This window comes from Nocardiopsis sp. FR4, assembly GCF_009830945.1.
Lineage (GTDB): Bacteria > Actinomycetota > Actinomycetes > Streptosporangiales > Streptosporangiaceae > Nocardiopsis.
In genome coordinates, this window is sequence record NZ_VWVV01000018.1 from 106198 (window position 1) to 127004 (window position 20807).

The following is a 20807-nucleotide window of genomic DNA, read 5'->3' on the forward strand; positions in this document are numbered from 1 at the left end:
AACCTGAGTTTTCCGCTGCGCTCTCGCGCATGACACGGCTCGGAGGTCGCCATATGACCGAAACGGTTGTCTCGTCCGCACTCGCTCACCGGGAACACCGGGAGCCCAGTCGCCTCTGGCACACCTTCTGCGACATGAACGCGGTGGACAGGGGACCGGAGTTCATGGTGGCCCGCGCCGAGGGCGTGTGGCTCTGGGACAGCGCCGGCGACCGCTACCTGGACGGTACGGCGAGTCTCTGGTACTGCAACGTCGGCCACGGCCGCACCGAGATCGCGGACGCCGTCCACCGCCAGATCACCACCCTGGACGCGTACACCGTCTACGGGGACTTCGCCAACCGCCCCGCGCTCGAACTCAGCGAGCGCCTGGCCGCGCACGCACCGGTCGCCGATCCCCGGGTCATCCTGACCTGCGGGGGAGGGGAGTCCATCGACACAGCGGCCAAACTGGCGCGGCGCTACTGGGCGGTCACCGGCCAGCCCGGGCGCACGCACCTGATCAGCCGGACCGGCGGCTACCACGGCCTGCACGGCTTCGGCACGAGCATCTCGGGGATGGACCGCTTCCGCAGCGGCTACGGCAGGCTGGTGGAGGACACCTCCGTGGTGCCGCACGACTCCGCCGCGGCCCTGGAGGCCGAGATCCTGCGGGTGGGGCCCGAGCGGGTGGCCGCCTTCTTCGCCGAGCCGGTGATCGGCGCGGGCGGTGTGTTCGCTCCGCCCGAGGGCTACTTCGCCGAGGTCTCGCGGATCTGCAACAAGTACGGCGTGCTGTTCGTGGTCGACAGCGTCATCTGCGGTTTCGCCCGCCTGGGCAACTGGTTCGGCATCGAGCGCTTCGGGGTCGACCCGGACATGATCGTCTTCGCCAAGGGCGTCTCCAGCGGCTACCTGCCGCTGGGCGGCATCGTGGTCAGCGGCCGCGTGGCCGACCCCTTCTACAACGGCGAGGGCAACCCGTTCCTGCACGGGACCACCTACGCGGGGCACCCCACGGCCTGCGCCGCGGCGATGGCCAACCTGGACATCCTGGAGCGTGAGGACCTGTTCACGGTGGCCCTGGAGGTGGAGCGGCACCTGGACGGCGCGCTGCGCGGCCTGGCCGACCACCCGCTGGTGGCCGAGGTGCGCTCGGGCGTCGGGGTGATGGGCGCGGTGGAGCTTACCGAGGAGGCTCTCACCGAGCGGGGCATCACCACGGCTGAGGTGTTCGCCGAGGCGCGCACCCGCGGGGTGATCGTACGGCCGGTGCCCACGGCCCTGCTGGTCTCGCCGCCCCTGGTCATCACCTACGAGCAGACCGACCACATGGTCTCCACCCTGGCCGCCGCGCTGGACGCGGTGGCGGCCCGGCACTGACCGCGGGGCCCCGTCCCGACGGGGCCCCGCGAAGAGCACTCCTGTTCCCTTTCCACCGGTTGACCGACCCGGCGCGTGGCACTACGCGCCGGGTGTGACGTGTCCGCCCGAAAAACACTGGGCGGGGCAGCGCCCTTCGGGTAAAATTTACTGGGAAGATATTTCTTATGGGTGAGATGCGGGTTCGGCGTCCGCCCGGAGGGGACGGGACATGTCCAGACAGTCCGAACAAGCGGCGCCGGAGCAGGCCCTCGGCGACGACGACCTCATCACCGCCTGGGGACTGGTCCACGAGGCGATGACCGCCGTCGAGCCCAAGCTCCTGGGCGGGATCACCCCCGACGGCCGGGACATGGCCGGACCGTGGTTCGAGGTGCTCATCCGCCTGCAGCGCACCCCCGGCCACCGGCTGCCCATGAGCCGCCTGGCCCGGGAGGTCAGCCTCAGCACCGGCGGGTTCACCAAGCTCGCGGACCGCCTGGAGCGCGAGGGCTACCTGGAGCGGGCCAACTGCGCCTCCGACCGGCGCATCGTCTACGCCGTGCTCACCGACAAGGGCCTGGACTTCATCGGCAAGGCCCGGACCAAGCACGTCGAACGCCTGCGCGCCCACGTCCTGAGGCCCCTCGGGGAGGACGGCGTGCGCCGGCTCGCCGCCATCGCGCGCACGCTGCGTGACAGTTCCTGCTCCTGACAGCGCAGTCGTTCCGCAACGATCCGTAGCCGAATCCGCTCTCCGTGGCGGCGGTATCGCCCTCAAAGGTACGGAAGGCGTCCCACAAGCCGTCGTTCCCGTGTAGGTTGGCGGAAGTTCGTGGGTTCCGCGCCGTGCGGACCGTGGGCGTACGGGTCTCGGGGGGAAAGATGGGTCTGTTCACCACTGCCGCGCAGATGAGGGCTATTCCCCGGTCCACTCGCTTCGCCAACGGGGGCGTCTCCTTCTGGTTCCGCGAGACCGGCCTCCCCGAGCGCCGCGCGCCCCTGCCCGGCAGCGCCGACTACGACGTCTGCGTGGTCGGAGCCGGGTACACCGGCCTGTGGACCGCCTACTACCTGAAGAAGGCGCAGCCGGACCTGCGGGTGGCGGTGGTCGAGCGCGAGTTCGCCGGGTTCGGCGCCTCGGGCCGCAACGGAGGGTGGCTGTCCGCGGAGTTCGCCGGTTCGCGCGAGCGCTACGCCGAGTCGCACGGCAAGGCCGCGATGATCGCCCTGCAGCGCGCGATGATGGACACCGTCACCGAGGTGGCCTCCGTCGCCGAGGCCGAGGGCGTCGACGCCGACATCGTCCGGGGCGGCATGCGCCTGGTGGCCACCAACGCCGCCCAGCGCGAACGCCTGGCCGAGGACATCGAGTACCTCCAGGAGTGGGGCTACTGGCCCGACGACATCCACCTGGTCGAGGGGGAGCACGAACCCCGGCTGGCGGTGGCGGGCGCGGTCGCCACCGCCTACTCCCCGCACGCCGCCCGCGTGCAGCCCGCCAAGCTGGTCACCGGTCTGGCCAAGGTGGTGGAGGACCTGGGCGTGGCGATCTTCGAGGGCACCACCGTGGAGGAGATCCGTCCCCGCGACGGCGCCTCCCGCCCCGCGGTGGTCACCGAGCACGGCACCGTCTACGCCGACCACGTCGTGCGCGCCACCGAGGGGTTCACCTCCACGCTGCGCGGCCAGCGCCGGGAGTGGCTGCCGATGAGCTCCTCGATGATCGCCACCGAGCCGATCCCGGCCGAACTGTGGGAGAAGATCGGCTGGGAGGGCCGCGAGGTCCTCGGCGACACCGCCCACTCCTACGTCTACGCCCAGCGCACCGCCGACGACCGCATCGCCATCGGCGGGCGCGGCGTGCCCCACCGCTTCGGCTCCGGCCCGGACACCGACGGCGCCACCCAGCCGCAGGCCATCGCCGACCTGTGGCAGGCGCTCATCCGGATGTTCCCCGACGTGGCCGAGGTGCCGGTCGAGCACGCCTGGTCCGGTGTGCTGGGGGTGCCCCGCGACTGGTGCCCGAGCGTGCACCTGGACACCGAGACCGGCCTGGGCTGGGCGGGCGGCTACTCGGGCAGCGGCGTGGCCACCAGCAACCTGGCCGGGCGCACGCTGCGCGACCTCGTCCTGGGCCGCGAGACCGACCTGACCCGGCTGCCCTGGGTGGGCCACCGGGTCCGCGGCTGGGAGCCCGAGCCGCTGCGCTGGGTGGGCACCCAGATGATCTACGGCCTCTACCGCACCGCCGACCGCCGCGAGTCCCGCACCGAGGACCGGGCCCAGACCTCCCGTCTGGCCGGGCTCGCCAGCCGCATCGCGGGCCGCTGACCGGTTTCCCCTCTTCCCCGAAGAACACGCGCCCCAGGGTGCAGACCCCGCGGCACGAGCCTCCCCGCCGTGTCCCCGTACTCCTGGGGGCGTGGGAAGGAGGTCACCGGGGAGCCGGGCCCGGAGAGCGCCGGGCCCCCGGCCGGGTCGGCCGGGGCGTTCCGTTCCTGCGTTTGCATAAATTTGCATGGCGGTGCATGATAGTTCCGTCGGTTCGATCAGGGGGCACCACCATGGGATACACAGCGGCCATCGCCGGAGCCAGCGGCTACGCGGGAGGCGAGCTGCTGCGCCTGCTCCTGGGCCACCCCGAGATCGCGATCGGCGCGGTGACCGCCGGCGGCAACGCCGGCACCCCGCTCGTCCAGCACCAGCCGCACCTGCTGCCGCTGGCCGACCGGACGCTGGCGCCCACCACCGTGGAGGAGCTGCGCGGGCACGACGTGGTCTACCTCGCCCTGCCGCACGGGCAGTCCGCCGACATCGCCCATCAGCTCGGAGACGACGTCCTCGTGGTCGACTGCGGCGCCGACTTCCGCCTCAACGACGCCGCCGCCTGGGAACGCTTCTACGGCACCCCGCACGCCGGGACCTGGCCCTACGGTCTGCCCGAACTGCCCGGCCAGCGCGAACGACTCGCCGGGGCCCGCCGCGTCGCCGTCCCCGGCTGCCACGTCACCGTCGCCACGCTGGCCCTCTTCCCCGGCCTGGCCGAACAACTCGTCGAGCCCGACCTGACCGTCGTCGCCGTCACGGGCACCTCCGGAGCGGGCAAGGCACCCAAGCCCCACCTGGTCGGCAGCGAGGTCATGGGCGCCCTCAGCCCCTACGGCGTCGGCGGCACCCACCGGCACAACCCCGAGATCGTCCAGAACCTCACCTCGGTCACCGGCGAGCCGGTCACCCTGTCCTTCACCCCGGTCCTGGCCCCGCTGCCCCGCGGCATCCTCGCCACCTGCACCGCGCCGCTCCGGCCGGGGATCACCGCCGACCAGGTCCGCGCCGCATACCAGACCGCCTACGCCGACGAGCCCTTCGTCCACCTGCTCCCCGAGGGCACCTGGCCCAGCACCGCCATGACGCTGGCCGCCAACACCACCCTCGTGCAGGTCACCGTCGACCCCGACGCCAACCGCGTGGTCGCCGTCGCCGCCCTGGACAACCTCACCAAGGGCACCGCGGGCGGCGCCGTGCAGAGCACCAACCTCGCCCTCGGCCTGCCCGAGGACACCGGCCTGCCGCTCGCCGCGGTCGCCCCCTAGGAAGGCAGCACCGTGAGTGTCACCGCTCCCCAGGGATTCCGCGCCGCCGGAGTCGCCGCGGGACTCAAGGACGACGGCGCCCGCGACGTGGCCGTGGTCGTCAACGACGGCCCCTCCCGGGCCGCCGGAGCCGTCTTCACCACCGCCCAGGACCCGGCCGCCCCCGTGCTGTGGTCGCGCCAGGTCGTCTCCGGCGGACGCGTGCGCGCCGCCGTCCTCGCCTCGGGCGGGGCCAACGCGGGCACCGGCCCCCGCGGCTTCCAGGACGTCCACGCCCAGGCCGAGCACACCGCGGACCTGCTGGAGGACTCCGCCGCCGAGATCGTGCTGTGCGCCAGCGGCCCCCTCGACGTCCGACCGCCCCTGGACGTACTGAACAAGGGCGTCAGCGCCGCCCTGGCCGAGGCCTCGCGCGGCGGCGGACTGGCCGCCGCCGACGCCATCCGCACCGACGACACCGTCGTCAAGATCGCCTTCCGGCGCGGCGACGGCTACACCGTCGGCGCCATGGCCAAGGGCCCCGATCCGTCGGTGTCCTCGGCGCTGTGCGTGCTCACCACCGACGCCGACCTCACCGCCGACCAGTGCCAGCGCCTGCTGGCCGGAGCCGTCGAGGCCGCCCTGGCGCCGCTGACCGCCGCCAACGACACCGTGCTGCTCCTGGCCAGCGGCGCCGCCGGCACCACCCCCGACGAGGACGACCTCGCCGCACTGCTCACCGAGGTGCTCAGCGAGCTGGCCACACAGGTCAGCGCCGACACCCCCGACCACGACCGGGCCCAGAACTCATGATCGCGCGCTCCAACCCAGCCACCGAAGACCAGGCGCGGGCCGACGCCATAGACAAGGCCGCCATCCTCATCGAGGCGCTGCCCTGGCTCTCCCGCTTCCACGGCCGCACCGTCGTGGTCAAGTACGGCGGCAACGCCATGGTCAGCGAGGAACTGCGGGTCCGCTTCGCCGAGTCCGTGGCCTTCCTGCACTACGCGGGCCTGCGCCCGGTCGTCGTGCACGGCGGCGGGCCCCAGATCAGCGCCCAGCTCGAACGCGCCGGCGTGGAGTCCACCTTCACCGCCGGACTGCGGGTGACCACCGACGAGGCCATGGACATCGTGCGCATGGTCCTCACCGGGCAGGTCAACCGCGAGATCGTGGGTCTGGTCAACCAGCACGGCCCCTTCGCCGTCGGCATGTCCGGCGAGGACGCCAACCTCCTGCTCGCCGAGCGCAAGTCCGTGGAGGTGGACGGACAGGCCGTCGACATCGGCCGGGTCGGCGAGATCACCGCCGTCGACCCGGGCGCCGTCTCCGCGCTCCTGGCCGACGGCCGCATCCCCGTGGTCTCCAGCGTGGCCCGCGCCGACGACGGCGGGGTCTACAACGTCAACGCCGACACCGCGGCCTCCGCCCTGGCGGTCGCCCTGGGCGCCAGCAAGCTCATCATGCTCACCGACGTCGAGGGCCTGTTCTCCGACTACCCGCACAACACCGAGCTGATCAGCCGCCTGGACGTCGACGAGCTGCGGGCCCTGCTGCCCTCCCTGTCCGCGGGGATGCTCCCCAAGATGGAGGCCTGCCTGCACGCCGTCGAGGGCGGCGTCCCCCAGGCCCACATCATCGACGGCCGCATCCCCCACTCCCTGCTCCTGGAGGTCTTCACCGACCAGGGCGTCGGCACCATGGTCGCCGACGAGGAACTGGAGGCCGCGCTGCTCGCCGGAAACGGCCACACCCCGCGCCCCTGGCGCCCCCACGACACCACCGCCACGAACGCAGGAGGCGTACAGTGACCAGCGGTTCCGACCTGCGCGAGCGTTTCGCCGCCGCGCTCATGCCCACCTACGGCGTCCCGCCCGTGACCCTCACCCTCGGGCGCGGCTGCGAGGTCTACGACGCCGACGGCCGCCAGTACCTCGACCTCATCGCCGGGATCGCCGTCTCCGCCCTCGGACACGGCCACCCCGCCCTGGTCGAGGCGGTCGCCCGCCAGACGGCCACCCTGGCCCACACCAGCAACCTGTTCGTCCACGAACGCGAGGTCGAACTCGCCGAGCGCCTCGTCGGCCTGGTCGGCGGCGACGCCAAGGTCTTCCTCGCCAACTCCGGCACCGAGGCCAACGAGGCCGCGCTCAAGCTGGTCAAGCGCGCCGCGGGACCCGGCCGCCACTACTTCGTTGCCGCCGCCGGAGGCTTCCACGGCCGCACCTCCGGCGCCCTGGCCCTGACCGGCAAGGACGCCGTCCGCGAGCCCTTCGGCCCCTTCGGCACGGACGTGCGCTTCGTCCCCCACGGCGACCTGGACGCCCTGGCCGAGGCCGTCGACGAGCACTGCGTCGCGGTCTTCACCGAACCCACCCAGGGCGAGGCCGGGGTCGTGCCCGCCCCCGAGGGCTACCTCGCCGGCGTCCGCCGTATCTGCGACGACACGGGCGCGGCCTTCGTGCTCGACGAGATCCAGAGCGGCGTCGGCCGCACCGGGCGCTGGTTCGCCCACCAGGCCGAGGGCGTGCGCCCCGACGTGCTCACCCTCGCCAAGGGCCTGGGCGGAGGCCTGCCCATCGGCGCCTGCGTCGGCTTCGGCCGCTACGCCGACGCCTTCCACAAGGGCGACCACGGCTCCACCTTCGGCGGCAACCCCGTCGCCTGCGCCGCCGCCCTCGCGGTCATCGACACCATCGAGAACCAGGACCTGCTCGCCCACGTCACGGTCACCGGCGACCTGCTGGCCGAGCGGATCGAGGCCATCGACCACCCCCTGCTGGCCGGACAGCGCGGCAGCGGCCTGTGGCGGGCCCTGGAACTGACCGCGCCGCACGCCGCCCACGTACAGGAACAGGCCGCCGTGCGCGGCTTCCTGGTCAACGCGGTGGCCCCCGACGCGGTCCGGATCGCCCCGCCCCTGGTCATCACCCCCGAAGAGATCGGCCTGTTCATCGAGGCGCTGCCCACCATCCTGGACGCAGCCGAGGCCGCCGCGACGAAGGAGCAGCACCAGCCATGACCCGCCACTTCCTGCGCGACGACGACCTCTCCCCGGCCGAGCAGGCCCGGGTGCTCGACCTCGCCGACGAGATGAAGAAGGACCGCTTCGGCCACCGCCCGCTCGCCGGTCCGCGCACCGTCGCCCTGCTCTTCGACAAGCCCTCCACCCGCACCCGCCTGTCCTTCGCCGTCGGCGTCGCCGACCTCGGCGGCAGCGCCCTGGTGCTGGACAGCGCCAGCACCCAGATGGGCCGCGGCGAACCCCTGGAGGACACCGCCCGGGTCCTGGAACGCCAGGTCGCCGCCGTCGTGTGGCGCACCTTCGCCCAGAGCGACCTGGAGACCCTGGCCGCCCACATCTCCGTCCCCGTGGTCAACTCCCTCACCGACGAGTTCCACCCCTGCCAGATCCTCGCCGACCTGCAGACCGTGCGCGAGCACAAGGGCGCCCTGGCCGGGCTCACCCTGGCCTACCTCGGCGACGGCGCCAACAACATGGCCCACTCCTACCTGCTGGGCGGCGCCACCGCCGGACTCCACGTGCGGGTGGGCGCCCCCGAGGGCCACCAGCCCGACCCGGCCGTGCTGGCCCGCGCCGCCGAGATCGCCGAGCGGACCGGCGGATCGGTGACGGTCACCGCCGACGCCGTCGAGGCGGCCCGCGGCGCCGACGTCCTGGCCACCGACACCTGGGTCTCCATGGGCCAGGAGGACGAGGCCGAGGAGCGCGAGGCGCCCTTCCGCCCCTACGCCGTCGACGCCGACCTGCTCGCCCACGCCCACCCCGAGGCCGTCGTCCTGCACTGCCTGCCCGCCTACCGCGGCAAGGAGATCAGCGCCGAGGTCCTCGACGGGCCGCGCAGCGTGGTCTGGGACGAGGCGGAGAACCGCCGCCACGCCCAGAAGGCCCTGCTCGCCTTCCTGCTCGAAGCCAGTGACAACCCCGGGGCCGAGCGACGATGATGGCGGAAGGCGGCAGCGCGCCGATGACCAAGGCGGCCAGGCACGCCCGGATCACCGAGGTCCTCACCCGCGAGGACGTGCGGTCCCAGGGCGAACTGGCCAAACGCCTGGCCGAGGCGGGCGTGCAGGTCACCCAGGCCACCCTGTCCCGGGACCTGGACGAGCTGGGTGCGGTCAAACTGCGCACCGCCGACGGCCACCTGGCCTACGTGCTGCCCGGGGAGGGCGGCGAACGCCTGCAGCGCACCCGCCCCGACAGCCTCGACCTGGCACAGGCCTCCGGCGCCCGCCTGACCCGGCTCGCCGAGGACCTGCTGGTCTCGGCCGAGGCCTCCGCCAACATGGTCATCGTCCGCACCCCGCCCGGCGCGGCCCAGTACCTGGCCTCGGCCATCGACCACACCGACTTCCACGCCATCCTGGGCACCATCGCCGGGGACGACACCATCCTGGTGATCTCCCGCGACCCCCGGGGCGGCGAGGAACTGGCCGCCGCACTCCTGCGGCTGGCCGACCGCAGACCGTAGCCGCGTACGCGCAGCCACAGCACCACAGAGCACCCAACGAAACACCTGAGGGGGACCCCATGACCGAGCGCGTCGTGCTCGCCTACTCCGGAGGACTCGACACCTCCGTCGCCATCGGCTGGATCGCCGAGGAGACCGGCGCCGAGGTCGTCGCCGTGGCCATCGACTGCGGCCAGGGCGGCGAGGACCTCGACGTCGTCCGCCAGCGGGCCCTGGACTGCGGCGCGGTCGAGGCCGTCGTCGCCGACGCCCGCGAGGAGTTCGCCACCGAGTACTGCGTCCCGGCCCTGCAGGCCAACGCCCTCTACATGGACCGCTACCCGCTGGTCTCGGCCCTGTCGCGCCCGCTGATCGTCAAGCACCTGGCCGACGCCGCCCGCTACCACGGCGCCACCATGGTCGCCCACGGCTGCACCGGCAAGGGCAACGACCAGGTCCGCTTCGAGGCCGGGCTCGCCGCCCTCTTCCCCGAGCTCAAGGTCCTGGCCCCGGTCCGCGACTCCGGCATGACCCGTGACAAGGCCATCGCCTTCGCCGCGGAGAAGGGCCTGCCGATCGACGTCACCAAGAAGTCGCCCTACTCCATCGACCAGAACCTCTTCGGCCGCGCGGTGGAGACCGGCTTCCTGGAGGACATCTGGAACGGGCCCATCGAGGACGTCTACGACTACACCCAGGACCCCGCCCAGCAGCGCGAGCCCGACGAGCTCGTCATCACCTTCACCGCCGGCGTGCCCACCGCCATCGACGGCAAGGAGCTCAGTCCGCTCCAGGTCATCGAGGAGATGAACCGCCGCGCGGGCGCCCAGGGCATCGGCCGCATCGACATGGTCGAGGACCGCCTGGTCGGCATCAAGAGCCGCGAGGTGTACGAGGCCCCCGGCGCGATCGCCCTCATCGCCGCCCACCAGGAGCTGGAGAACGTCACCGTCGAGCGCGAGCTGGCCCGCTACAAGCGCGGCGTCGACCAGCGCTGGGGCGAGCTCGTCTACGACGGCCTGTGGTTCTCCCCGCTCAAGGACGCCCTGCAGACCTTCATCGTCGAGGCCAACAAGCACGTCACCGGCGACATCCGCATGGTCCTGCACGGCGGCAGGGCCGTGGTCACCGGCCGCCGCAGCGAGGCGTCCCTGTACGACTACGACCTCGCCACCTACGACACCGGCGACACCTACGACCAGAGCCTGGCCCGCGGCTTCATCGACATCTTCAGCATGCCCGCCAAGATCGCCAGCCTGCGCGACCAGCGCCTCAACAAGTAACACCCCCGGTGCGGGGCCGGCGCGGCCCCGCACCCCCACGACACAGAAGGCAGGGACTTTCCATGGCCGACCAGCCCGAGGCGCTGCGCCTGTGGGGAGGCCGCTTCGCGGGCGGCCCCGACCAGGCCCTGGCACGGCTGTCGCTGAGCACCCACTTCGACTGGCGCCTGGCCCGCCACGACATCGCCGGGTCGCGCGCCCACGCCCGCGCCCTGCACCGCGCCGGACTGCTCACCGACGACGAGCTGGAGCGCACGATCGAGGGCCTGGACCGGTTGGAGGCCGACGTGGCCTCCGGGGCGTTCACCCCCGTCCTGGAGGACGAGGACGTGCACACCGCCCTGGAGCGCGGCTTCATCGAGCGGGTCGGCCCCGACCTGGGCGGACGGCTGCGCGCCGGGCGCTCGCGCAACGACCAGATCGCCACCCTCGTGCGCATGTACCTGCGCGAGGAGGCCCGCCAGATCGCCGACCAGCTCCTGGACCTGGTCCAGGCCCTGGCCGACCAGGCCGCCGCCCACCCCGACGCCGCCATGCCCGGCCGCACCCACCTGCAGCACGCCCAGCCCGTGCTGCTCGGCCACCAGCTCATGGCGCACGCCTGGCCGCTGATGCGCGACGTGGAGCGGCTGCGCGACTGGGACCGCCGCGCCGCGGTCTCGGCCTACGGCTCCGGCGCCCTGGCCGGTTCCTCCCTGGGGCTGGACCCCCGCGCGGTCGCCGCCGACCTGGGCTTCCCCGACTCGGTGGACAACTCCATCGACGGCACCGCCGCCCGCGACGTGGTCGCCGAGTTCTCCTTCGTCGCCGCCATGATCGGCGTGGACCTGTCCCGCCTGTCGGAGGAGGTCATCCTCTGGGCGACCAAGGAGTTCTCCTTCGTCACGCTCGACGACGCCTTCTCCACCGGCTCCTCGATCATGCCGCAGAAGAAGAACCCCGACGTCGCCGAGCTCGCGCGGGGCAAGGCCGGACGCCTGGTGGGCGACCTGGCCGGCCTGCTGACCACCCTCAAGGGCCTGCCGCTGGCCTACAACCGCGACCTGCAGGAGGACAAGGAACCGGTCTTCGACGCGGTGGACACCCTCCACCTGCTGCTGCCCGCCATGACCGGCATGGTCGCCACCCTGACCTTCCACACCGACCGCATGGCCGAGCTGGCGCCGCAGGGCTTCTCCCTGGCCACCGACATCGCCGAGTGGCTGGTGCGCGAGCGGGTGCCCTTCCGCGAGGCGCACGAGATCGCGGGCGCCTGCGTGCGCGTGTGCGAGGAGCGCGGCATCGACCTGCCCGACCTGGGCGACGACGACCTCGCCGCCGTCTCCGGGCACCTGACCCCGGCGGTCCGCGAGGTCCTCACCGTGTCCGGTTCGCTGGCCTCGCGCGCGGGCAAGGGCGGTACCGCTCCGGTGCGCGTCGCCGAGCAGCTGGAGCGGCTGCGCTCGGGCATCGACGAGCACCGCAAGGCCTTCGGAGCCTGAGCCCCGACCCCGGCGGTTCCCTCGAACCCTTCCGGGCGCGCACCCCCACGGGTGCGCGCCCGGACGCGTTCGCCGTGCCGCCCTCCCGCGACCGGGTCCACGGCCCCCGCGCCCTCCCCGCGCCCATTTTGGAATTCGCCACGCGACCGCCGGGAGAGTGCGGTAGCGTCCTGAGTCTGCGGGCACCACGCGTGGTAACCCCTGTGCACACCGTGACGAAACCCCTCGGCGCACGGCCCGTCGGCGCACCGGTGCGGTGCACCCACGCTCGCCAGGCGCCCGCGACCAGTCCGTGGGAGGAACGCAATGGGGAACCCGGGAGGCACCGGCCGCGGCGGCATCAGGGCTCAGGTCAACAGGATCGTGCTGATTCCCAGCATCACCTTCCTGGCCCTGTTCGTCGTGCTCAGCACGGCCACGCTCGCCCAGGCCGTGTCGCTGCGGGCCGCGGTCGACGACGGCAGGGCCGGGATCCGGCTCGCCAACGCGCTCACCCTCCTGCAGGAGGAGCGCCGCCTGAACGCCGAGTACCTCGCCGCCCCCGACCGCCGGGCGCGGGAGGACCTCACCGCGGCGGCCGAACGCACCGACCGGGCGCTGGAGCCCGTGCGCGAGCTGCGCGAGACCCTGGGCGAGCGGGACGACCCGGCCACCGCCTCGCTCACCGAGGACTTCTTCTCCTCGCTGGCCGGGGTGGAGGACCTGCGCGAGGACAGCCTCGCCGCTCCCGGCCCGGAGCCCGACACCGCCATCACCGTCTACACCACCGCCATCGAACAGGGCATCCGCCTGTACTCCGGCACCGCCCGCTCCCTCGACGACGGCCTGGCCTCCGCCGAGGCCGCGGCCGCCACCGACCTGATGTGGGCGCAGGAGAGCTTCAGCCACGCCGACGCGGTGATCGGCGCCGTGCTCGCTCGGAACACCCTGGACCGGGTCCAGCAGACCGAGGTCGCCGCGCTCACCTCCGACGCCCACCGCCGCGTCGACACCGTCCACCCCGGGGACACCGGCGGCGGCCAGTCCTCCGCGCTGGCCGCCCTGGCCCGGAGCCGGGCCTGGCAGGACGCGCTCTCCATCGCCGACACCCTCGCCCGGCACGAGGCGCCGGTCAGCGTCGACCCGCTCACCGCCGAGCAGTTCCGCAGCCCCCGGCCGCCCGTCGGGACCGACGGTTGGCGCGAGGCCGCCGACCAGGTCAACACCGACCTGGCCGCGATCGCCGCCGACCGGGCCGAGTCGGTGGTCACCGCCACCGAGGACGCCAGCTCGTGGATGCTCACCCTCGCGGTGGGCGGCAGCATCCTGTCCCTGTTCGCGGGCACCCTCGCCTACGGTGTGGCGGCACGCTCCGCCGGACGGCTCAGCTACCGGCTCGTCCAGCTGCGCGCCGACACGCTGGGCACCGCGCGCAGCGACCTGCCCCGTATCGTGCGCCGACTGGAGGCGGGCGACCACGTCGACCTGGACACCGAGATGAAACAGCTCGACCACGGAGACGACGAGGTCGGCCAGGTCGCCGACGCCTTCAACATCGCCCAGCGCACGGCCGTGGCCGCGGCCGTCAAGCAGGCGGACATGCGCGCGGGCGTCAACCGGGTCTTCCTCGGCATCGCCCACCGGCACCAGTCCCTCCTGCAGCGCCAGCTCCAGCTCCTGGACCGCGTCGAGCGCGAGGAGGAGGACCCCGACCTGCTGGAGAGCCTCTTCCAGCTCGACCACCTGGCCACCCGGGGCCGCCGCCACGCCGAGAACCTCATCATCCTGGGCGGCGCCCAACCGGGCCGCCGCTGGCGCCACCCCGTCCCGCTCGTGGACATCCTGCGCGGCGCCATCTCCGAGACCGAGGAGTACGCCAGGGTCCGCCTGACCTCGGTGCCGGAGCTGTCCCTGGCCGGAGCCGCGGTCGCCGACGTCATCCACCTGCTGGCCGAACTCGTCGAGAACGCCACCGCCTACTCGCCGCCGCACACCGAGGTCACCATCCACAGCGAGTCCGTGCCCAAGGGCGTGGCGGTGGAGATCGAGGACCGGGGCCTGGGCATGACCGAGGAGGTCCTGGCCGGGTCGAACAAGACGCTCAGCGAGGCACCCGAGTTCGACGTCATGACCTCGGGCGCGGACTCGCGGCTGGGCCTGTTCGTGGTCGCCCGCCTCGCGGTCAAGCACGACATCCGCGTGCAGCTGCGGCACTCGCCCTACGGGGGGACCCGGGCCGTGGTGCTCATCCCCTCCTCCCTCGTCGCCTCCGCCGTGCCCGAACGCCCCCGCGTCGCCCTGCGCCAGGGCGCGCAGGACGCACCGCGGCGGACCGAGCAGGAGCGCACCGACCTGCTCGCCGTGGGCGAGGCGCCCCGCCGCTCCCGCCCCCTCCTGCGTCCGGTGCCCCGGCACGACGACGGCCCCAGCCCCGAGCTCCCCGCCCGGGGCGCCCCGCTGCTGCGCCGGGTCCCCCCGCCCGCTCCCGAACCCGCCGCATCCGACCCGGAGGCCGAGGACCTCGACGACTCCGGCGGGGACACCGGTCCGCACGGACGGGTCGGCACCGGCTTCGGCCGCCCCGGCCTGCCCCGGCGCAGGCGCCAGGCCAACCTCGCCCCCCAGCTCAGGACCGATCCCGTGCCCGAGCGGGCACAGCCAGCCGGGACGGACCCGGCCGGGCGCAGTCCCGAACAGGCCCGGCGGATGATGAACGCCTTCAGTGCCGGGACCCGGCGCGGCCGGGCCGCGGACATCGACGCCGACGTCGACCACGACGGGCGTGAACACAGCAGTGACGGTCAGGTCGGCGCCAGCGCCGACGATCACACGGGAAAGAGCGACTGACATGGTGGGCAAGAGCAGGGCAGCGGACAACCTGGACTGGCTCCTGGACGACCTGGTCGACCGCGTCGTGGGAGCCGAGCACGCCATCGTGCTGTCCGCCGACGGGTTGTTGCTCGGACGCTCCCGGGACCTGGCTTCCGAGGACGCCGAGCACCTGTCGGCGCTGGCCTCGGCCTTCCAGAGCCTGGCCCGGGGGACGGGGCGGCACTTCGGCGGCGGCGACGTGCGCCAGACCGTGGTGGAGATGGAGCACTCCTACCTCTTCGTCACCGCGGCGGGCACGGGGGCGTGCCTGGCGGTGCTGGCCACCGAGGACGCCGACGTCGGCCTGGTCGCCTACGAGATGAACCTGCGGGTCAAGCGGGTGGGGCAGTTCCTGACCGCCGCGCCCCGCAGGCCGGGGTACCTCACAGCCACGGGGGGTAGCGGATCATGAGCACGTCGGGGGAACGGCGCGGAGCGCACACGTCCCGGCTCGCGGCGGAGGGGGCCGCGGGACCGGTGGCCGGGCGTCAGGCGCCACCGTGGCACCGGGGCCGGGGGCATCCGACCTCCGAGGGCCCCTCGGTCGGGGTGACGTCCGGCGACGCGCCCACCGGCGCCCTGGTGCGGCCCTACACCATGACCCGGGGCCGCACCCGGCCCTCCACCGGGCCGCGTCTGGACCTGGTCACCATCGTGGTCGCCGCGCACGGCCGCGACGACCGCGCCCAGGAGCCCGAGCGCGAGGCCATCCTGCGACTGTGCCGCAGACCGATATCGGTGGCCGAGATCTCCGCCCGGCTCGACATCCCCCTGACCGTGGTCCGGGTGCTGCTGGGCGACCTGCTCGCCGACGGCGACGTACGCACCCGGGCGACCACGACCCAGCTTCCCGAGAAGAAAGTACTTCAGGCGGTACTCGATGGCATCCGCAGACTCTGAGACCCGGCCGCAGGAACCGATCCCGCAGGCGGTCAAGATCATCATCGCCGGGGGGTTCGGGGCGGGCAAGACCACCCTGGTCGCCTCCGTCAGCGAGATCACCCCGCTGAGCACGGAGGAGGTGATGACGGAGGCCAGCTACGGGGTGGACGACCTCGGGGGAGTGGAGCACAAGAACACCACCACCGTCGCCCTGGACTTCGGCCGCATCACCATCAACGCCGACATCGTCCTGTACCTGTTCGGCACGCCCGGCCAGGACCGCTTCTGGTTCATGTGGGACGAGCTGGCCGAGGGCGCCCTGGGCGCTGTCGTGCTCGCCGACACCCGGCGCCTGGACACCTGCTTCCACGCCGTGGACTTCTTCGAGCGGCGGGACGTCCCCTTCATCGTCGCGGTCAACCGCTTCGATGGGGCCACGGCCTACCGCGAGGAGGAGGTCCGCGAGGCGCTGGACGTCTCCGCCCGGGTGCCCATCGTCATGACCGACGCCCGCGAGCGCGAGTCCTGCAAGAAGGTGCTGGTCGAGCTGGTCACCCACGTCATCCGGGGACGCAGCCCCGCCATGAGCGGATGAGCGCGGCGGGCGCCACCCCGGTCACCTCCCCCGGACGCGATCCGGTATACGTTCAGGAGACACGCCCATGAAACCGGGTGCCGAACGCTACAATGTCGCGTCAGTGGCCTCCGGTCCGACCGGGCACCCCATCCGCCTCTCATCTGAATCCTGGTATGCGAAACTCTGATCGACTTCCCCCACGCGAACTGCCCAAGCGCCGTTCCGGCCGCCACCGCAACCCGTTGTCCTTCGACAACTGGTTCGGCACTCCCGCCCTGATCATGGCGGTGCCGGGCACGGCCGACCGGGCCAGGGGCGCCGACGGCGAGTCGATCGGTGCCCGCATGGCCGAACTCGTGCGCGCCTACCGCCCCGAGGTCACCATCCGCTACGGGCACACCGAGGGCGACGAGCAGACCCTCGACGAGGCGCTCGGCGGCCTGGAGGGCTCCGACGACCGGCCCCTGGCGGGTGTCGTCGTGCCGCTGGTCACCGCCCCGCACACGGGGGCCTCCGCCGCGATCGAGGCCGCCGTCTCCCGCAACCGCGCCGACGTGCGCGTCACCGAGGGCCTGGGCCCGCACCCGATGCTGGCCGAGGTGCTGCACCTGCGCCTGGCCGAGGCGGGATACGTGCGCGCCGACCGCATGCGCCTGATCAGCGTCGTCGCCCGCGACACCAGCATGGCCGACGGCGTCGTGGTCGGCGCGGTCGGCGGTGAGGGCGCGGTCGGGGCCGCCGGTGTCACGGCGGTGCTGCTCGCCGCCCGCCTGGGGCTGACCGTCCTGCCCGCCGACCTGGAGAACGAGGCCTCGGTCGAGCAGATGGTGGGCCAGCTGCGCCAGGGCGGCTGCCAGCGCCCCGTGATCGCTCCCAGCGCCCTGGGCCCGGAACTCCCCGGCGCGGAACTGGAGGCGCTCGCCGGGCGCTTCGGCGCCAGACTCGGCGCGCCCCTGGGCGCGGACAGCCTGCTGGGCAAGATCGCCGCCCTGCGCTACGCCGAGGTCCTCAACTCCCTGGGCGTGGAGCAGCCGCCCACGGTCGAGGAGCTGCCCGCCCCGGTGGGCTCCCGGCACCGGCCCGAGTCCTGAGAACGCCGCCGCGACCGCCGGTCCGCGCACGCGACACGCCGTGTGCCTCGGGACCTGCCAGCCCCCGAGGGCCGTCCGCGCAGCGGGCGGCCCTTCGTCGTGCCTCCTCCCGGTGAGCCCTCCCAGCTGCGCGGACGGCCCGGCACGGAGCTCCCCAGCACAGCCGTGGTCGAGGCGCCACCAAAGAAAAGGCAACCCATAGTGATCGTTTGACAACATAAAGCAAGAATTTTCGATAGCCTCGGCACGACCGAAAGCCGCCGAGGCGCCCTCCCGGAGCCCGGCAACCGCACAGGCTGGAGGGGGCCATGCGCACAACCCGCGACAACGCGCCCACGATCCGCGGACAGCTCACCCGTATCGTGCTGATCCCGAGCCTGTGTTTCCTCGCGCTCTGGCTCGTCGTGGCCGCGGTCGGCACAGTCCGGGCCGTCCACCTCATGGGCGCCGTCACCCAGGCGCGCGAGGGAACCCAGGTCATCTCCGAGGCGGCCGAGGAGCTGCGCTCCGAACGCCGCCTGTCCCTGATCCACCTGGGCCGCGTCGAGGGCGGCGGGTCCGGTTCCGAGACGGGCGCCGCCCTGGAGGAGCAGCGCGAGGCCACCGACGGCGCGATGGCCGAGGCCCTCGACCTCGCCGAGCGCCTGCGCGGCTCACGCGACGACGAGGTCCAGCGCAGCGTCACCGCCCTCCTGGACGGCCCCGGTGCCCTGGAGGAGGCACGCACGCGCGTCGACGAGCACACCGCGGGGCAGGAGGAGACCCTTCTGCGCTACAGCGGGATCCTGGACGCCGCGACCCAGGCCACCACCGCCCTGGTCCACACCACCGACGGCGGGGAGAACCTCACCGACGCCGTGCTGACCAGCGAGCTGCTGAGCGCGTGCGCCGCCTACGCCACCGCCGACGCCCTGCTCGCCGGCACCATTGCCCGCGGCGAGATGAGCTACGAGGAGACGGCCCACTTCACCTACCTCACCGCCTCCTACCGCCACACCCTGGAGTCGGCCGACACGGTCATGCACCCCAGCGTGCGGGCGATCTACGACGCGACGACATCCCAGCCCTCCTGGACCCGCGCCGAGGAACTCAGCCGCCAGGTGGTCACCCGGCCCCCGGTCGTCGAGCCCGCGCCGGAGGACCCCGCCCTGCCCGGGGGCGTGCGGACCGCTCTCCGGTGGAACACCGACGTCGACGTCGAGGCGGCCGAGTGGGACGACTCCTCCGCCCGGGCCGTGGCGGACCTGGAGGACCTGGTCCGCGCGCAGACCGGCCGCACCGTCGACCTGGCCTGGAGCGCCGCCCTGCTGCAGGTCTCGCTCGCCGCGGCGGCGGCCGTGCTCACCCTGGGGGGCGGGGTGGCCGCCATCACCGTCGTCGGCCGCTCCTCCCGCCGCCTCACCGACCGCCTGACCGGCCTGCGCGAACAGATCCTGGAGCGCGACGAGGACCTGCCCGACATCGTCGACCGCGCCCAGCGCGGCGAGAAGGTCGACGTCCAGGAGGAACTGCCGCCGCTGGACGAGTGCGGCGGCGACGAGATCGGACAGGTCGCCGAGGCCTTCGACTCCGCCCAGCTCACCGCCGTGGAGGCGGCGGTGCGCCAGGCCGAGATCCGCCGGGGGGCCAACCGGGCCTTCCTGGGGATCGCCTTCCGCAACCAGACGCTGGTCCAGCGCCAGCTCCGCCTGCTCGACGAGATCGAGTACCACGAGCAGGACCCCGAGGCCCTGCGGCGCCTGTTCCGCCTGGACCACCTGGCCACCCGCGCGCGCCGCTACGCGGACAACCTCATCATCCTGGGCGGCGGCCAGTCGGCCCGGCGCTGGCGCCAGCCGCGTCCGCTCGTGGACGTGCTGCGCGCGGCCATCGCCGAGACCGAGGACTTCGAACGCGTCCGGCTGACCTCGGCGCCCCGGGTGCTCGTGCACGGCCAGGTGGTGGCGGACGTGGTCCACCTGCTCGCCGAACTGGTGGAGAACGCCACCCAGTTCTCCCCGGCGGGCACCCCCGTGGACGTCAGCTGCGCCCCGGCCGCGGACGGGCTCGTGGTGGAGGTCGAGGACCGGGGCCTGGGCATGTCCGAACACGGCTACGCGGCGGCCGAGCGCACCCTGGGACAGGCGCCCGAGTTCGACATGATGGCGCTGCCGGACGATCCCCGGCTGGGCCTGTTCGTGGTCTCCAGGCTGTCCCGGCGGCACGGGATACGGGTCTGGCTGCGCCCCTCGCCCTACGGCGGCACCCGGGCCACCACGCTCATCCCGCACGCACTGCTGGAACCGGTGGAGAACCCGGTGACGGTCGCCCGTGCGCTGACCGGCGGGAGCGGGCCGGCGTCCCGCGCGGGGGGGCCCTACGCGGCGACGCCCCCCGGCGGATCCGCTCCGGCCCCCCCGGGCGGGTTCGCTCCGGCGCCCCCCGGCGGCGAGGGCTTCGCCCGGGACCAGGGCGCTCCGGCCCCCGGTGTTCCCGCGAACGGGACACACGTCCCTTCCGGCGGGGCGCACGCCGTTCCGAGCGGGGCGCCCGCGGAGGCTCCGGAGTCCGGCGGCTTCCCCACCGGGCCCCGGACCGGTCCGCACAGCGGCGCCCAGAACACCCTCCCGCCCTTCGGTCCCGGCGGCCCGCCGCCCTTCCCTGCGCCGGGGAGCGGCGCCCCGGCCGCGGACCCGGCCTCGGGACCCGTGCCCGTCACCCCCGAAGGGCACACCGGTCCGCAGGTGCCCGTGGTGCCCGGCGGGGGGGTCCGCCCCGACGGGACCGGCCCCAGTCCGTCCGCTCCGCCGAGGGGGCACGATGAGAGCTGAGAGCACGCGCGGCTTCGAACCAGCCGAGGCCGAGGGGCGGACGGCCGATCCCTGTCCGCCGGCGCCGGAGCCGCCGGAGGGCGAGGAGGACCAGGCACAGGAGCGCTTCCTGCGCCCCTTCGCCGTCACGGCGGGGGACCCCGAGGCCCCCGTGCTGACTCCGGGACCCACTGCCCCCGGCCTGCTCGACCTGGTCGTCGCCGCGCGCGCCCCGGGCCACCGGGAATGGCTGAGACCCGAACGCGAGGCCCTCCTCGACCACGCCCGGCAAGCCCGCACCGTGGTCGAACTCGCCGCCCGGGTGCGCCTGCCGGTCGGCCAGGTCAGGGCCATCGCCGCCGCCATGATCGCCGACGGATCGCTCCAGCGCTGCGGCCCCTCGCGCCCTCTCGGCAGGGAGGACCTCCTCCACGCCGTCCTGGTCGGGCTGCGCTCCCTCTGAGCGC

18 protein-coding genes are annotated in these 20807 nt (G+C 73.6%); all 18 read left to right on the top strand.

What is annotated here, in order from left to right:
• The first annotated feature begins 134 nt into the window (after positions 1-134).
• On the top strand, positions 135-1361 hold the full coding sequence (locus FYW95_RS17840; RefSeq protein WP_159945339.1) for an aminotransferase family protein: 1227 nt from the start codon (positions 135-137) through the stop codon (positions 1359-1361).
• Between the two features lie 211 nt (positions 1362-1572).
• Positions 1573-2055 (top strand): MarR family winged helix-turn-helix transcriptional regulator, encoded by a 483-nt coding sequence (locus FYW95_RS17845; RefSeq protein ID WP_159945340.1) that lies wholly within the window; start codon positions 1573-1575, stop codon positions 2053-2055.
• Positions 2056-2252: 197 nt separating this feature from the next.
• Complete coding sequence (locus FYW95_RS17850) at positions 2253-3674, top strand: NAD(P)/FAD-dependent oxidoreductase (RefSeq protein ID WP_159945341.1); 1422 nt, start codon at positions 2253-2255, stop codon at positions 3672-3674.
• 233 nt (positions 3675-3907) lie between these two features.
• Complete coding sequence (gene argC, locus FYW95_RS17855) at positions 3908-4936, top strand: N-acetyl-gamma-glutamyl-phosphate reductase (RefSeq protein WP_159945342.1); 1029 nt, start codon at positions 3908-3910, stop codon at positions 4934-4936.
• Between the two features lie 12 nt (positions 4937-4948).
• Complete coding sequence (locus FYW95_RS17860) at positions 4949-5728, top strand: bifunctional ornithine acetyltransferase/N-acetylglutamate synthase (RefSeq protein WP_159945343.1); 780 nt, start codon at positions 4949-4951, stop codon at positions 5726-5728.
• The gene (gene argB, locus FYW95_RS17865) at positions 5725-6726 is read left to right on the top strand and encodes an acetylglutamate kinase (protein ID WP_159945344.1); all 1002 of its coding nucleotides are present in this window, start codon (positions 5725-5727) and stop codon (positions 6724-6726) included. Before FYW95_RS17860 ends, argB begins: the two co-directional genes overlap by 4 nt.
• Entirely contained in the window at positions 6723-7937 is a 1215-nt protein-coding gene (locus FYW95_RS17870) for an acetylornithine transaminase (protein ID WP_159945345.1), read from the top strand. Before argB ends, FYW95_RS17870 begins: the two co-directional genes overlap by 4 nt.
• A complete protein-coding gene (gene argF, locus FYW95_RS17875; RefSeq protein WP_160050568.1) occupies positions 7934-8881 on the top strand; it encodes an ornithine carbamoyltransferase in 948 nt (315 codons plus the stop codon). Before FYW95_RS17870 ends, argF begins: the two co-directional genes overlap by 4 nt.
• The gene (locus FYW95_RS17880; RefSeq protein ID WP_159945347.1) at positions 8878-9408 is read left to right on the top strand and encodes an arginine repressor; all 531 of its coding nucleotides are present in this window, start codon (positions 8878-8880) and stop codon (positions 9406-9408) included. Before argF ends, FYW95_RS17880 begins: the two co-directional genes overlap by 4 nt.
• 59 nt (positions 9409-9467) lie before the next feature.
• On the top strand, positions 9468-10670 hold the full coding sequence (locus FYW95_RS17885) for an argininosuccinate synthase (protein ID WP_159945348.1): 1203 nt from the start codon (positions 9468-9470) through the stop codon (positions 10668-10670).
• A gap of 62 nt (positions 10671-10732) precedes the next feature.
• The gene (gene argH / locus FYW95_RS17890) at positions 10733-12151 is read left to right on the top strand and encodes an argininosuccinate lyase (protein ID WP_160050569.1); all 1419 of its coding nucleotides are present in this window, start codon (positions 10733-10735) and stop codon (positions 12149-12151) included.
• A gap of 306 nt (positions 12152-12457) precedes the next feature.
• Positions 12458-14977 (top strand): sensor histidine kinase, encoded by a 2520-nt coding sequence (locus FYW95_RS17895; protein ID WP_159945350.1) that lies wholly within the window; start codon positions 12458-12460, stop codon positions 14975-14977.
• Between the two features lies 1 nt (position 14978).
• Positions 14979-15413, top strand: coding sequence for a roadblock/LC7 domain-containing protein (locus tag FYW95_RS17900; RefSeq protein WP_159945351.1), 435 nt, complete (start codon positions 14979-14981; stop codon positions 15411-15413).
• Complete coding sequence (locus tag FYW95_RS17905; RefSeq protein WP_159945352.1) at positions 15410-15901, top strand: DUF742 domain-containing protein; 492 nt, start codon at positions 15410-15412, stop codon at positions 15899-15901. Before FYW95_RS17900 ends, FYW95_RS17905 begins: the two co-directional genes overlap by 4 nt.
• A complete protein-coding gene (locus FYW95_RS17910; protein ID WP_159945353.1) occupies positions 15882-16478 on the top strand; it encodes a GTP-binding protein in 597 nt (198 codons plus the stop codon). The genes FYW95_RS17905 and FYW95_RS17910 overlap by 20 nt, the downstream gene beginning before the upstream one ends.
• 155 nt (positions 16479-16633) lie before the next feature.
• Positions 16634-17551: a sirohydrochlorin chelatase gene (locus FYW95_RS17915; protein ID WP_159945354.1), complete on the top strand. Its 918-nt coding sequence runs from the start codon at positions 16634-16636 to the stop codon at positions 17549-17551.
• A 308-nt stretch (positions 17552-17859) separates the two neighbouring features.
• Positions 17860-20361, top strand: a complete 2502-nt coding sequence (locus FYW95_RS17920; protein ID WP_201294911.1) for a sensor histidine kinase — start codon at positions 17860-17862, stop codon at positions 20359-20361.
• Entirely contained in the window at positions 20351-20803 is a 453-nt protein-coding gene (locus FYW95_RS17925) for a DUF742 domain-containing protein (protein ID WP_159945355.1), read from the top strand. The genes FYW95_RS17920 and FYW95_RS17925 overlap by 11 nt, the downstream gene beginning before the upstream one ends.
• Positions 20804-20807 lie beyond the last annotated feature (4 nt).

Excerpts from the sequence above, each read along its gene's own strand:
- FYW95_RS17840 (WP_159945339.1), top strand. The coding sequence starts at position 135 with ATGAACGCGGTGGACAGGGGACCGGAGTTCATGGTGGCCCGCGCCGAG.
- FYW95_RS17845 (WP_159945340.1), top strand. The coding sequence starts at position 1,573 with ATGTCCAGACAGTCCGAACAAGCGGCGCCGGAGCAGGCCCTCGGCGAC.
- FYW95_RS17850 (WP_159945341.1), top strand. The coding sequence starts at position 2,253 with ATGAGGGCTATTCCCCGGTCCACTCGCTTCGCCAACGGGGGCGTCTCC.
- argC (WP_159945342.1), top strand. The coding sequence starts at position 3,908 with ATGGGATACACAGCGGCCATCGCCGGAGCCAGCGGCTACGCGGGAGGC.
- argB (WP_159945344.1), top strand. The coding sequence starts at position 5,725 with ATGATCGCGCGCTCCAACCCAGCCACCGAAGACCAGGCGCGGGCCGAC.
- argF (WP_160050568.1), top strand. The coding sequence starts at position 7,934 with ATGACCCGCCACTTCCTGCGCGACGACGACCTCTCCCCGGCCGAGCAG.
- FYW95_RS17880 (WP_159945347.1), top strand. The coding sequence starts at position 8,878 with ATGATGGCGGAAGGCGGCAGCGCGCCGATGACCAAGGCGGCCAGGCAC.
- FYW95_RS17885 (WP_159945348.1), top strand. The coding sequence starts at position 9,468 with ATGACCGAGCGCGTCGTGCTCGCCTACTCCGGAGGACTCGACACCTCC.
- argH (WP_160050569.1), top strand. The coding sequence starts at position 10,733 with ATGGCCGACCAGCCCGAGGCGCTGCGCCTGTGGGGAGGCCGCTTCGCG.
- FYW95_RS17895 (WP_159945350.1), top strand. The coding sequence starts at position 12,458 with ATGGGGAACCCGGGAGGCACCGGCCGCGGCGGCATCAGGGCTCAGGTC.
- FYW95_RS17900 (WP_159945351.1), top strand. The coding sequence starts at position 14,979 with ATGGTGGGCAAGAGCAGGGCAGCGGACAACCTGGACTGGCTCCTGGAC.
- FYW95_RS17905 (WP_159945352.1), top strand. The coding sequence starts at position 15,410 with ATGAGCACGTCGGGGGAACGGCGCGGAGCGCACACGTCCCGGCTCGCG.
- FYW95_RS17910 (WP_159945353.1), top strand. The coding sequence starts at position 15,882 with ATGGCATCCGCAGACTCTGAGACCCGGCCGCAGGAACCGATCCCGCAG.
- FYW95_RS17915 (WP_159945354.1), top strand. The coding sequence starts at position 16,634 with ATGCGAAACTCTGATCGACTTCCCCCACGCGAACTGCCCAAGCGCCGT.
- FYW95_RS17920 (WP_201294911.1), top strand. The coding sequence starts at position 17,860 with ATGCGCACAACCCGCGACAACGCGCCCACGATCCGCGGACAGCTCACC.
- FYW95_RS17925 (WP_159945355.1), top strand. The coding sequence starts at position 20,351 with ATGAGAGCTGAGAGCACGCGCGGCTTCGAACCAGCCGAGGCCGAGGGG.